At 56.1% G+C, this 13,987-nt stretch carries 8 protein-coding genes and 1 pseudogene; 1 reads left to right on the forward strand and 8 read right to left on the reverse strand.

Annotation, left to right across the window (positions count from 1 at the left end; translation table 11 throughout):
* Positions 1-17 precede the first annotated feature (17 nt).
* From ACZ3HH_RS28720 to ACZ3HH_RS28755, 8 genes and pseudogenes are all read right to left on the reverse strand, one after another.
* On the reverse strand, positions 18-1,643 hold the full coding sequence (locus tag ACZ3HH_RS28720) for a methyl-accepting chemotaxis protein (RefSeq protein ID WP_465809791.1): 1,626 nt from the start codon (positions 1,641-1,643) through the stop codon (positions 18-20).
* A gap of 219 nt (positions 1,644-1,862) precedes the next feature.
* Positions 1,863-2,834, reverse strand: a complete 972-nt coding sequence (locus tag ACZ3HH_RS28725) for a magnesium and cobalt transport protein CorA (RefSeq protein WP_465809793.1) — start codon at positions 2,832-2,834, stop codon at positions 1,863-1,865.
* Between the two features lie 256 nt (positions 2,835-3,090).
* The gene (locus ACZ3HH_RS28730; protein ID WP_465809795.1) at positions 3,091-5,625 is read right to left on the reverse strand and encodes a bifunctional diguanylate cyclase/phosphodiesterase; all 2,535 of its coding nucleotides are present in this window, start codon (positions 5,623-5,625) and stop codon (positions 3,091-3,093) included.
* A gap of 204 nt (positions 5,626-5,829) precedes the next feature.
* Positions 5,830-6,585 (reverse strand): methyl-accepting chemotaxis protein, encoded by a 756-nt coding sequence (locus tag ACZ3HH_RS28735; RefSeq protein ID WP_436275848.1) that lies wholly within the window; start codon positions 6,583-6,585, stop codon positions 5,830-5,832.
* 102 nt (positions 6,586-6,687) lie between these two features.
* Positions 6,688-8,088, reverse strand: a pseudogene (locus ACZ3HH_RS28740) (methyl-accepting chemotaxis protein); the annotation flags it as partial.
* Between the two features lie 8 nt (positions 8,089-8,096).
* A complete protein-coding gene (gene pgi / locus ACZ3HH_RS28745; RefSeq protein ID WP_465809797.1) occupies positions 8,097-9,761 on the reverse strand; it encodes a glucose-6-phosphate isomerase in 1,665 nt (554 codons plus the stop codon).
* Between the two features lie 251 nt (positions 9,762-10,012).
* On the reverse strand, positions 10,013-10,921 hold the full coding sequence (locus ACZ3HH_RS28750) for a carbohydrate kinase family protein (protein WP_465809804.1): 909 nt from the start codon (positions 10,919-10,921) through the stop codon (positions 10,013-10,015).
* Positions 10,922-11,025: 104 nt separating this feature from the next.
* Entirely contained in the window at positions 11,026-12,603 is a 1,578-nt protein-coding gene (locus tag ACZ3HH_RS28755) for a carbohydrate porin (RefSeq protein WP_465809799.1), read from the reverse strand.
* A gap of 167 nt (positions 12,604-12,770) precedes the next feature.
* Here ACZ3HH_RS28755 and ACZ3HH_RS28760 point away from each other — a divergent pair.
* Positions 12,771-13,987, forward strand: a 1,217-nt coding sequence (locus tag ACZ3HH_RS28760; RefSeq protein ID WP_465809801.1) for an ABC transporter substrate-binding protein, incomplete at its 3' end; no start/stop codon positions are given.

Genomic DNA, 13,987 nt, shown 5'->3' on the forward strand with positions numbered 1-13,987 from the left:
AACCCCCAACGGCCCGACTAGGCGCTAAGGCGTGCCGTCACTTCATTTAACTGCCCCGACAAGCCATGCAGATTGTGGCTGGCCGCTTCGGTGCGTTGCACATTGTCCAGGTTGGTACTGGCAATGCTGGTGATTTCGGTGAGGTTGCGCGAGATGTCTTCGGCCACCGAGGTCTGCTCTTCGGCGGCGGTGGCGATCTGGCGGTTCATGTCGCGAATGGCTTCCACGGCATGGGTGATGCGCTCGAGCATGGCGCCAGCCTGAGTCACTTGTTCGACACTTTCCTCGCTGCGCGACTGGCCGCTTTCGATAGCCTGAGCCGCGTCCACTGCGCCGGTTTGCACGGTTTGAATGATCTGGTTGATCTCGATGATCGATGCCGCTGTGCGCTGGGCCAGGCTGCGTACTTCATCGGCGACCACCGCAAAACCACGCCCGGCTTCACCGGCGCGGGCCGCTTCGATTGCGGCGTTGAGCGCCAGCAGATTGGTCTGTTCAGCGATGCCGCGTATTACTTCCAGCACTTTACCGATGCGTCCGCTGTCGGCTTCCAGACGACGGATGACCGTGGCGGTGTTGGCGATTTCGCCACGCATTTGAGTGATGGTGTGAATGGTGCCCTGCATAACCTTCTCGCCCTGCTGGGCGGACTGGTCGGCATCATCGGCCGCACGGGCCGCATCGGCTGCGTGACGCGCGACTTCTTGCGCGGTGGCGGACATTTCGTTCATCGCCGTGGCCACCTGATCGGTGCGGTTGAACTGCTCGTTGGTGCCGCTGGCCATGAGGCCGGCAATCGAGTTCAGCTCGCCACTGGCGCTGTCCAGATCCGACGCACTGCGCTGCAAGCGGCTGAAGGTTTCAGCCAGGAAATCGCGCAAGGTGTTGGCGGATTTGGCCAGATTGCCCAACTCGTCCTGACGGGTGCTGGCCACGCGTTCGGCGAAGCGCCCCTGGCTGAGTTGTGCCACATAGTCGATTAGTTTGCGGATCGGCTCCACCAGGTTGCGGTTGACCAGCCACCAACTCAACAGGCCTATCAGCAGGCCCGACACCAGCATCACCACGAGCCCCAGCAACACGGTCTGATCGGCGCTGGCGCTGATCAGCTTCGATTGCTCGGTACCCTGCTTGCGCAGTTCGCTGACCAACTCATTCATCTGTTCGCTGGCTGCACGGTCCACGCCCTTGACCGCGTTGTCGCCGGCCGCGGGGTCGGCACCGGCAGCGACGTAGGCATCACGGCCCTTGCGATACGCCGCACCTAATACGCGATGCTCTTCACGCAGGCGTTCGATGCGGGTCTTGAGTTGCGGCTCGATGCCCTTCTGCCCGGCCAGCTCGCCGAGGATGTCCTGCACGTTGCGCTGGCCATCCTCGAACTGCTTCCAGTATTTATCCAGGTCCGCTGGCTGCTTGCCGCGCAGCAGGACGTTTTTCCACTCCTGAACCTGCACCTTGAATTGCAGGTTGGCTTCATCGATCAGTTGCGAGGTGTGCAACGGACCTTCGATCAGGTTCGCGTAGCTCTGAACGCCATTGGACAGAAAGTGAAAGGAGGCCAAAGCGATCAGCAACATCACCAACAGGCTGCCGCTCAACAGGGCGAGAATTTGTGCTCGCAGGGATTTTTGTAAAAACATCGAGTGATATCTCATGACAGGGATAAGGCACGCCTGGTTGGGCGTGAATGGATGTTTAGGCCGCGGAGGCGGCCCAAACGGCATACGAACGTCTATGTAGCTGACTAAGCTAATTCGCGCTTCTGCCCGCTTATTCGTTCGTACCGGTGAACGCCAGCGCCTGTTCGATCCATGTGGGATCAATCAATTGTGCAAAGCGTTCGAAGGAGATCGGATTGACTACAACCACCCCGACCGCTTGAAACTTGCCCACAAACCGACGCACCCAAGAGTGATAAACCCCAACACCGCGAAATACCCGTAATGCCAACTCAACTCCGGCATGTCCTGGAAGTTCATTCCGTAAATCCCGGCTACCGCTGTCGGGAACGCCAGAATCGCCGCCCACGCCGCAAACTTGCGCTGCACCACACTCTGCCGTGACGCCTCCAGCAACACCCCGACCTCGATGGTCTGGCTGGCGATGTCTGCCAGGGTCGTCAGGTCTTCCATTTGCCGCCTGACGTGAATCTGCACATCGCGAAAATACGGACGCATGTTCTTGTCAATAAATGGAAAGCTCAGGTTCTGCAGCTCCTCACCAATCTCCACCATCGGTGCCGCAAACCGGCGCAAGCGCAATACATCGCGGCGCAGACTGTGGAGTTTCTGAATGTCATGCTCATTCAGGGAGCCGCACATTACGCTGCTCTCCAGCTCATCGATCTCGGCATGGATCGCTTCGCCCATCGGCTGGTAGTTTTCAATCACGAAGTCGAGGATGGCATAGAGTGCGAAATCTTCCCCATGCTCCAGCAACAGCGGCCGCGCCTCAGAACGTTGTCGAACATGGGCGTAAGACGCCGAATGACCATTGCGTGCGGTAATGATGTAGCCCTTGCCGGCAAAGATATGAGTCTCGATGAACTGCAGTTTGCCTTCAGTGCGGATCGGCGAATACGTGACGATAAACAGCGCGTCACCGAATGTTTCCAGCTTCGGTCGGCTGTGTTTTTCCAAGGCGTCTTCAATGGCCAGTTCGTGCAGGTTGAACTGGCGTTGCAGGTTGAACAGCTCCTGGGCGTTCGGTTCTTCGAGGCCAATCCACACAAAGTGGCCAGGCTTGGCAGCCCAGGCAGCGCCTTCGTCGAGGTTGATATTGGTGACTTTCTTACCTGCGCTGTAAACCGCAGCAGCAACAACTCTACCCATAATGATGATTCACTTCTTATTAGCCACTTTTTATTGATGATGACAGGCAGTGCCTAGTGGGATTCAGCTTAATCTTGTCTGTTGTTTCAGAGTCAGCAACATCTGTAGAGTTCGCAGACAAAAGAAAACCCGCATAAGGTAAAGCCAATCAGTAATGTATTCGTTTTTTAAAGATTGGCGATGACGTAAAACGTCACGGCTAAGAGACACAGTATTACTAGGCGTTGAGACCCAAGTACTAGTCGCCAATCTTCATCTACCGACTGACATGCTTAGCTGATAGCAACAAGTCGTCGAATTTGCTCGCGCACATTGGTCGACACAAAAAATAACCTTGGCCTTCATCACATGAAACTGAATCGAGCAACTGAAGATGTTCAAGTGTTTCAATACCTTCGGCGGTCACCGTGAGCGAAAGTGCTCGGCCCAGCCCGATCACGGCTTTGATGATCGCCAGATCAACTGGGTCCTCGCTCAGCCTATTAACAAAGCTACGATCGATCTTAAGCCCGTCGAAAGGAAACGACCGCAAATAGCTCAAGGATGAGTAACCCGTACCAAAATCATCCATCGATATTCTGACCCCAAGTGATTTCAGGGTTCGCATCAAGAGAAGTGCATTATCGGCATCTTCCAGCATGACGCTTTCAGTCACTTCCAGTTCGAGCCGTGCCGCTACTAGTCCAGATGTGATCAAGGCAGTTTTTACGCGCTCGACCAACTGACCTCCCTGGAATTCTTTCGAGGAAACGTTGACCGATACGAATAGATCCTCGGGCCAGCGAATAGCTTGACAGCAAGCCGTGTGCAAGACCCAATCACCCAATACAGTGATGAGCCCTGTTTCTTCGGCGATCGGGATAAACTCCTCAGGGGCCAATAGGCCCCGTATAGGATGTTCCCAACGAACCAATGCCTCGGCTCCCACCATCTTGCCGTCAGAAATTCGAAACCTGGGCTGAAATTGAAGTCGCAGTTCATTGTGGTTGATAGCATATCGAAGATCACTTTCTAGTCGTCTACGCTCAACGATCCGGGCGTTCATCTCCCCATCATAAAATCGCCAGATACCGCGGCCGCTGGCTTTTGCCTCATACAGCGCAATATCTGAATAGCGCAATAATTCAATTGCCTGCGATGCGTCCCGGGGTGCCATTGCAATCCCCACACTAGCGCTGACAAAGATGTTTTGACCATCTATCACGATTGCTTGCTCAATCAAACCAATCAATCGACGGCAAATGGTTTCGACTTCCGAATGCTCAACCTTGCCGGAGATGACCATGACAAACTCGTCACCGCCCACTCTAGCCACAATGTCTTCATTACGGACGCACTGTTTGAGTCGAGCCGCAATCTTGTTCAGCACACGATCCCCCGCAGCATGCCCAAGAAGATCATTGACTGGCTTGAACCGATCAAGGTCGATGGTCAGCATGGCCAACGGTGAGTTTGATGCAAGCACTGTGGAAAATTTGCGTTCAAGAAACTCGCGCAACTGGCTCCTGTTTGGTAGCCCCGTCAGTACGTCGTGTTTAGAAAGGTATTCGATGCGTTGGCGCGATTCTATTTCTTCAGTTACGTCTGTTGCGGTGCCGCGAAAACCCTTCTTGTCAATATTGCGCGCTGCTATTCTGGCGATTCGTTTACATAGATGGACATCGGTGTAGCTGCATTCCGTGGTCCTGTTGCAAAGTCTATTGTTGCTTCGAAGCCAATCCGACAGCGTGCCATGTTGCAAGTCGACCAGATTGTCGATCGGAATGCCTAACCATTGGGCCTTTGACAGACCGGTGACTGTCTCGAACCTATCGGACAAATAAGTTACTCGCCCTTCGATATCAGTTTCCCATATCCAATCAGAGCTGGCTTCTGCCACGTCGCGAAAGCGCGATTCGCTTATGGCCAAGGCGGCTTGGCTGTTTCTCAACAACTCATGGTTCTCGTCCAGAGCGCGCGCGACCTTTGTGTTGCGACGCAGAATGATCCAAGTCATTAGAAAGATGGTGAGCCCTGCCAGGACTATCAGCGGCAGCACGAAGATAACCAATTGCCGTCCTGGTTTCACTGCGCTCCATTGCAGTTGAATGACGTTGTTGTGGTCACCATGCAATATGACGCTTGGCTCGGTCGTGTCATTGTCTGTAGCAATGCGTAGCCCTTTGATACCCAGACTTTCGCCGATTGCATCCAACTTGGCGGGATCTAGTATTTTGACGATCATCATCACCGATGAAGGCCTGCCATCCGGCTCTACAGTGGGGTCCGTGCCTGGCGTAATGGCCGCTGCCGCGATCAATGTCGGCGTCCCTTTGAGGGTCGTAATCAGGGTTACAACTTCTTCGTACTCGGACTCGGCGCGAGCGTCGCTTACTAGCTTATCGATAGGCTGCCCGATCCATTCCGCGGCCGATACATCCTTAAACTTGCCCTCGATCACGGAGTAGACGGTACGATCGGAAGGTCCCAGGACGAACATCCCCTGAAAGCCAAAGTCATCAAATTGGGCCGGACCGAAATTTTCTCGCACATACGCCCAGTCGAAATCGACAGTTCGGTGCAAATGCTTATAGGCATCACCCCAGAATGCATAGTCCTTAATGGTCAAGTGCAAGGACTTTTCAGCCTCATTTATGCTTTTCTCAATAAGGGACTGCGCTTGTTCCACCTCCGTACGATTCAGGCCATGGGCGAAATACAACAGCAGTGAGACCGCCATTGCAAAGACGACGGTAAGAATCGCAGAGAACGTGATCAAAGAGGCATTTGCCAATGCGGCACTGGTGCGCATTTCAGCGCACGGGTAAAGAGTGGTATTAGCAGATTTAAGCATGATAGGCCTGAGCGAGTCGTGGTAAGCCACATCGCCTCGACGATAAGAGACTATCGTCGGTGCGGCGATGCGCTGATGGCACCTGTTAGTCAATCAGACGGTAAGAAGTGACTTGCCATCATTACGGAAAAGGGGCAAGCCAGCCCCCGCAGTGAGTATTTGCTATACCCGAAATTGATCCATCAATTTCAACTGCTGGGTGGTCAGGGAGTTGAGGTGGCTGCTGATCTGCGCTGATTCAGTGGCTTGTCCCGTCAGGGTTTCGGTGACGGTGCGGATGGCCGAAACATTGCGGTTGACCTCTTCGGCCACGGCGCTTTGCTGTTCCGCAGCGCTGGCGATTTGCAGGTTCATGTCGCTGATCACCGTGACCGCTTCACTGATTTTGCTCAACGCCTGGACCGCTTGCTGGATCTGCCCGGCGTTGCTGTGGGCCTGGTTCTGGCTCGAATGCATTGTGGCGACCACGCCTCGGGTGCCGGTCTGGATGCGTTCGATGACGATGCGGATTTCTTCCACCGAATCCTGGGTCCGTTTGGCCAGGTTGCGCACTTCATCGGCCACCACTGCGAAACCGCGACCGCTCTCACCGGCACGCGCCGCTTCAATTGCCGCGTTGAGCGCCAGCAGGTTGGTCTGCTCGGCGATGCTGCGGATCACTTCCAGTACCGAACCGATCTGCTCGCTGTTGACCGCCAGCACTTCGACTTCGGTCACGGCCTTGCTGACCTCTTCAGCCAACTGATTGATGTCACGGGTGCTGCGCTCGATGATCGACATGCCATCGCGGGCCGACTGGTCGGCACCTTTGGCCGCATTGGCCGCGTTCGACGCACTGTTGGCGACGTTATGGGCGGTGGCGCTCATTTGATTGGATGCGGTGGCAACCTGGTCGATTTCGCGGAACTGCACCTGCATGCCTTCGCTGGTCTGACGGGCGATTTCCGAAGACTGGTCGGCGGTGCCACGGGCGTCGGTGATGCTTTGTTTAATCTGCGCGATGGTCGGTTGCAGCTTGTCGAGGAAGCGGTTGAACCAGCTGACCAGTTCGCCCAGTTCATCTTTCTTGCTGTAGTGCAGGCGTTGGGTCAGGTCACCATCGCCGCTGGCAATCGCCTTGAGCATTTCGGCCACGCTGTTGATCGGCCGGGTCACGCCCGAAGCAGCGAGCCAGATCAGCAACAGACCGACCAGGCCGGCAACGACTGCCACCAGCATTGCTTTGATCGTGCCACTTCGCTGTGCGTCATTGAGCACCGCTTGCAGTTTTACCAAGTCGGTTAGCATCACTTGTTTCGGCAGGTCGATCACCACGCCCCAGGCTTTGGACTCGGCGATTGGGCTGACCGGGTACACCGCACGGATCAGGTCGCCCTGTTCGAGGATTTTTGGCGTGCCGGCGCTGAGCAGTTGCAGAATCTCCTGGCCGTCTATACCCAAGGTGTCGCCAATGCTTTTACCGACCTTGCTCGCGTCGATACTGTAACCGGCCAGTACACCGCTGCCGGATACGATCAGCATGTGCCCGGCGTTGTTGAACAGGTCACGCTGTGAATCGACCGCCGCGGCTTGCAGGGCATCGAGGGCGATGTCCACACCGACCACACCGATGGATTTGCCGTCCACCAGCAGCGGTACGGAAATGGTGGTCATTAGCACTGCCTTACCGGCAACCGTATCGGCATACGGATCCAACAGGCAGGTTTGCTTGCTATCGCGGGGGCAGGTGTACCAACTGTTGTAAGGCGCGCCGCTGAGGCTCAGAGTGGTTTTGGTCATGTCGTCTTCGACCATGATCGTATTGATCCCGGTACCGCCGACACGACTCCAATAACTGGCGAAGCGACCGGCCTCATTGGACTGACGAGCTGCATCATTGGCGAATTCTCTGTCCTTGCCATCCAGGCCGTCGGGTTCGAATGCCAGCCAGATCCCCAGCACTTTGCTGTTGCGCTCGAAGGCGGTTTTCAGGCTCTGGTTCAACTCCTCACGCAGGACGCTGGCTGCCAGCGAACGTTTGGCGGCCATGGTGCGCATGTCTTTGATTTGATCGGCCAGTGCGGTCACCACCAACAGGCTTTCGCCAAAGGTCTTCTGTACCCGCATGGCTTGCTCGGCCACCTTGGCCTGGAGCAAATCCTGCACGCTGGCGGTGAGCATCTTGCTGCTGGAGGCACTGACCAGTTCAACGTTGCGATTGGTTTGGTAGATGTTCATGCCGACGATCAGGAAGACCACACCCAGCAGGCACAGGCCGGACAGCAGAACGATTTTCAGGCGGATGGAAAGAGAGTCGAACATTGGGGCGAACTCGCGAATGGATGAAGTATTGGCTGTGAGTGGGGCCCAACCCGGTTGCGACTGAGGACTAATAAAAGAGAGCCTAATCGCTGGAGCAGGAAGACTTCTTTCAAACAACATGGGGCTTCTCAGCCACGGTGAAGGCTACGGAAGTACCTGATCAGTCCTTGCGTTGACGGGTCTTCGGCCGGCGCTTCTTCGCTACCGACCAGGCGGTTGTAGACGCCTTTGCCCAGCTCTTTACCCAGTTCCACGCCCCACTGATCGAAGGCATTGATGCCCCAGACCACGCTTTGTACGAAGACTTTGTGTTCGTACAGCGCCACCAGTGCGCCAAGACGACGCGGGCTGATGCGTTCGACCACCAGGGTGTTGCTCGGACGGTTGCCCGGGATCACCTTGTGTGCCGCCAGCTTCTGCACTTCGTCCTCGCTCATGCCTTTGTCACGCAGCTCGGCTTCGGCCTCGGCGCGGTTCTTGCCCAGCATCAGCGCCTGGCTTTGCGACAGGCAGTTGGCGTACAGCCACTGGTGGTGGTCGGACACCGGGTTGAAGCTGACGATCGGCACGATAAAGTCGGCCGGAATCAGCTGGGTGCCTTGGTGCAGCAACTGGTGATAAGCGTGCTGACCGTTGCAGCCGACGCCGCCCCAGATCACCGGGCCGGTATCGGTGGACACTGGCGTGCCGTCCTGACGCACGCTCTTGCCATTGGATTCCATGTCCAGCTGCTGCAAGTGTTTGGTGATGTTGCGCAGGTAGTGGTCGTACGGCAGGATCGCGTGGCTTTGCGCGCCCCAGAAGTTGCCGTACCAGACACCGAGCAAGGCCAGCAGCACCGGCATGTTCTGTTCGAAAGGCGCGCTCTGGAAGTGCTGGTCCATGGTGTAGGCACCGGACAGCAGTTCCTTGAAGTTCGACATGCCGATGGCCAGGGCAATCGGCAAACCGATAGCCGACCACAGCGAGTAACGCCCGCCGACCCAGTCCCACATCGGGAAGATGTTTTCTTCGCGAATACCGAATGCCACCGCCGCCGCATTGTTGCTGGAAACGGCAATGAAGTGACGGTACAGCTCGGCTTCCGAACCACCCTGATCCAGGTACCAGGCGCGTGCAGCCTGGGCGTTTTTCAGGGTTTCGAGGGTGTTGAAGGATTTCGACGAGACGATGAACAGCGTGGTCTCGGCGCGCAGCTTCATAGTCAGTTCGTGGAACTCACTGCCGTCGATGTTCGCCAGATAATGGCAGCGCACGCCTTTCTGGGCGTAGGACAGCAGCGCTTCGGACACCAGCTCAGGGCCGAGGAACGAGCCACCAATGCCGATGTTTACCACGTCAGTGATTGGCTTCTCGGTGTAACCGCGCCACAAACCGTTATGGATGCGGCCCACGAGGTCGGTGATCTGATTCAGCACCTTGTGCACATCGGGCATCACGTTGACGCCGTTGACCGACAACTTGTCGCCCACCGGGCGGCGCAGTGCGGTGTGCAGCGCCGGGCGCCCTTCGGAAGAGTTGACGATTTCGCCATCGAACAGCGCTTTGATCGCGCCTTTGAGGTCGACTTCGTTGGCCAGGCCCACCAGCAGGTTGCGGGTCTCGGCGTTGATCAGGTTTTTCGAGTAGTCGAGAAACAGGCCGCAGCTGCTAAGAGTGAATTGGGTAAAGCGCTGCGGATCGCCATTAAAGGCTTCGCGCATGCTGAAATCCTGCATCGCTTCACGGTGACGGGAGAGCGCCTTCCAACCGGGCGTCAGTGTCACATCATGAGAGTTTGAGTAATGCACCATTAAAATCACTGCCTATAATTAATTGTTCGCTCACTGGTGTCACCTGGATGGTGCAACCACCATCTACAATTAGGTCGCGCCGTTGATCATCGCCCCTGCTTCGCTCGCCAGAAATAACGCCACAAGACGGCCAAGCCCCTGAGTATGGGAAGGTTCCGCATTCCCATACTCAGGGGCTCACGCTTAAAAGGTCTATCAGCCACGAGTTGCGTCGTTTTACTTGGACAACTCCTCGGCGCCGACAACCATGGTCAGGTACGTGTTAGCAGCTGAAGCAAACTTTCCACATCAGTTAGCGCTGGAGCATGGGCTCCGGCATAGCGGCAAGATATGGATGCGCAAGCCGCTGAAAATCGCAGGCGCGCGCTCAAGTCTGAGATCCCCAGCAACTCCGCCGCCAGCCAACCAGCCATACAAGCGTCTCCTGCTCCAACCGTGTCTTCCACTTTCACGGCAATAGCCGGCTGCTCGAGTTGGCTGTCCGGGGTGTGGAGAATCATCCCGTGTTCCCCTCGGGTAAACAGGATCTGCGCTTGAGGATTGAGAGCGCGAAGCTCATCCATTGCCTGGTGCTCGGTCAGCCCTGGATAAATTTGCCGAAGGTCTTCGTCGGAAAGCTTAATCCTGTCAGCAAGGGCGGTCATCGTAGGGAAGGTCTGCTCCCGATAATGGCTATCCATTAAATTGCGCCAGTTCGGATCATAGCTAATCCGTTTACCAGCTTCTTTGGCCTGCCGAGCAATTTTAACCAGCCTGTCTGCGAGTGGCTGTCGAGCCAAACTGATGCAGCTGAAATGACACAGCTCTGCTTGGTTGATCCATCCTTCGGGCATCAGATCAGGATCAAAAAACAGATCGGCATCTCCAGCAAAAAAGTACTTTGGAGGACGGCTTGATGGAACAATGGCGACCAAAGGATCTCGGTCTACCCGTTGGATAAACCTCATATCTAACGCCGCCGCTTCCGACTGCGAAACTATCTCGTCACCCAGTGAATCCGTGCTCACAGACCCAGCAAAAGCGCAGCCAACACCCAAGCGACTTAGCGCTCGCGCAACGTTCCAGGGAGCACCACCTGGGTAGCCCTTCCACTGTCCAGGAGTGCCTTGGACAAGGTCGGTCAGAGCTTCGCCAAATACTACTGCGCGAGGCAATACCATCGTCATTTCCTCAATACTTTGTCGTAGGTAACTGCTGGCCAATCAGCTTCGACCGGTAATCACTTACTCAATGCGCCTTGGTGTTGGCCGGACGCGTTCATATATTAAAACCAGGTTTCCATCTGTATGCCGTACTGCCATACGCCCCCAGCATTGAAATCCGACTTGCCGAAGTTGTCTGTGGAACTGTATCCGTCCAGGTCCGAAGACCAGTTCATCAGACTTGCGAACACTCGCAACTCAGGACGTGTGAGCAGGTCTCCAACGTCGGGTTTGAATGTCGGGGCGATGGTGAATTTCCAGAAGTTACCGTCGACCGCATTACGTTGCATGTAGCCCTTGGGGTCGAGGTCCATGGTTTGCCAGCTCATTTCGTAGGCCATCTCGAAATTGCTGTTGATTTCATTGGCCAACCGCACGTTCAGGGTCATCCAGCGGTAATCGTCACCCTTGACGTACCGGTCCTTGCTTTGTTCGGCCAGCAAGCTAGGGCCGATGCGCCAGCCGGGGGCAATAGGTGTCTCGCCGTAAAGCGCCAGACGCAGCGCGCGGGCATCGTCGATCAGTTCGCCATCCGAACCGATGTTCTTGACCTCTGCCCCCAGACCTTGCCCGTAGAGCAGCGCCGTTTTGAAGAAGCCTTCCCTGCCGAAAAAGTTTTTCTGGTGATTGGCCACCATGCTGTGCAAGCCGGAATCCGCAGGCGTCAGGCCCGCTGCATTGGTGCGAGTGGCAAAGTCGTTTTTCTTTGAACCAATGCCATTGAACATCCACTGCCACTGACCATTATCGAAGAACTGATTGGAGGTCAGGATGTAGCTTTCCACATCGGCATTGACACCGCCCTCACTGAAATCTCCATAGTTACGCCCGATCAAAGAGTAATTCGAGCGCCAATCCTTGTTCATCTGCACATCGTAGATACCACCCCCGGTGCCGGCCAGAAAAACGACGTCCGAGTCCAGCCAGTGGATATCGAAATTGTCCCTGTCGAATCGTTTACCTGCCCACAGGGTCGCGTTCTCGAACGTCGAATTGCCCTTGAAGGCGGCAAGATGATCGAGCTCGGTAAATACCTGACGTACGTTCAGGTTACTTTCGTCGGCCGTCCAGTCATTGGAGCTCTCCACACCGTCGGCGATGGACACCGTGAATTTGGAGCGGGTACCGTTCTGCGCCAGGATTTCTTTCGACAGGTCGATGCGCATGTAGGTGTCGTCTTCGTTACCCAGTCGCCCAACTGCCCCCCCGACTGAACCGGCAGGAGTGGTATAAGGCCCGCCACGACCACCACCCAGCCCATCGTTGATCAACAATCCGGAGCGCGCGTAGCCCTTGAAACTGAAGCCGTCAGTGAGGTGTGCGCTGCTGTCCTGCTTTTCCATGCTTTGCTGACGGGCTTCGAGTTTTGCCAGTCGAGTGTCCAACGTGGGTGCCGAGATAGGTGCCGAAGTGGCTGTCGCAGTGGACGCCGCCGGCTGCAAGGCGGGAGTAGCCAGTTTGATTTGCTGCAATTCTCTGGCAAGTGTCTGGGTTTGCTGTTCAGCTGCCGCTGCACGTTTTTCCGCTGCGCTGGCACGGGCTTCAAACGCCGCCATGCGCTCTTCCAGAGTCGCGGCCTGAGAGGTCGCCGCCGTGGTGCCGAGCACGCCTGCGAGTAGCCAGCTTGATGCTTTCTGCATGGGGATTTCCTGTTTTGTTTTTATTGTCTTGTTGTCGTGATCGGCCTTTTTTTTTGTGAGCTATGGATTACCAAAATCCACAAAAAAAAGATGCCTCATCGCAAATACGCTGCTACATTGACGTTGTTAACGTTAACGCTAAAAAATACAAAAATAAAGAGGGCTTTATGAAACAACTGAAAACGCTTCTTCCTGCCGCGTTACTCACCCTTTGTGTCGGGCTTCCATCCCTCTCGACTGCAGCCGATCTGACGATCTCGTGCGGGGCCGTGGGTGCGGAGTTGCAACTCTGCAAAGAGGGGGTTGAGGCGTGGTCGAAACAGACCGGCAATCACGTCGAAGTAGTTTCCACGCCTAACTCGGCGACCGAGCGGTTGTCTTTCTACCAACAGATTCTCAGTGCACAGTCCAGCGACATCGACGTCATTCAAATCGACATGGTATGGCCAGGGATGCTGGCCAAACACCTGATGGATTTGCGCGAGCTGCTTCCCGCCAACGCGACCCAGGGTTATTTCCAGGCCCAGGTGGATAACGCCACGGTGAATGGACAGTTGGTGATGATGCCGTGGTACACGGACTCGGGCCTGTTGTATTACCGCAAGGACTTGCTCGAGAAGTACAACAAGCAGGTTCCCCAGACCTGGGAGGAAATGACCGCTACCGCCCGGGATGTTCAACAGGGCGAACGCAACGCCGGGAATCCCAATGCGTGGGGTTACATCTTTCAGGGGCGCGCCTACGAGGGCCTGACGTGTAATGCGCTGGAGTGGATCAGTAGCCAACCACAAGGCGGGCTGGTCAATCCGCAAGGCGACATCGTGGTCAACAGCGAGGCTTCAAGAACGGCGTTGACCCTGGCGAAAAGCTGGGTAGGAGACATCTCCCCGCGCGGCGTACTCAACTACACCGAAGAAGAAGGCCGAGGTGTATTTCAGTCGGGTAATGCGTTGTTCATGCGTAACTGGCCGTATGTCTGGGCCTTGGTGCAAGGCAAGGACAGTATCGTAAAAGACAAGGTCGGCGTCGCCCCCCTGCCCCAAGGCGGCACCACCGGCACCCATGCTGCCACTCTCGGCGGGTGGGGTCTGGCGGTATCGCGTTACAGCGCCCATCCAAAACTTGCCGCCGAGTTGGTGAGCTACCTGAGCAGTGCCCAACAACAGAAACACCGGGCTCTGGTCGGCGCCTATAACCCGGTGATCGAGTCGCTCTATCAAGATCCCGAATTGCTCGCGGCCATGCCTTATTACAGTCAGCTGCACAGCATTCTCAACGATGGGGTCATGCGCCCCGCTGCCATAACCGCCGATCGCTATCCACGCGTTTCCAATGCGTTCTTCGATCGAGTGCATGGCGTGCTGTCGGGCGAGTTGCCTGTGGA

This window comes from Pseudomonas sp. PME37.24/025 (assembly GCF_055556615.1).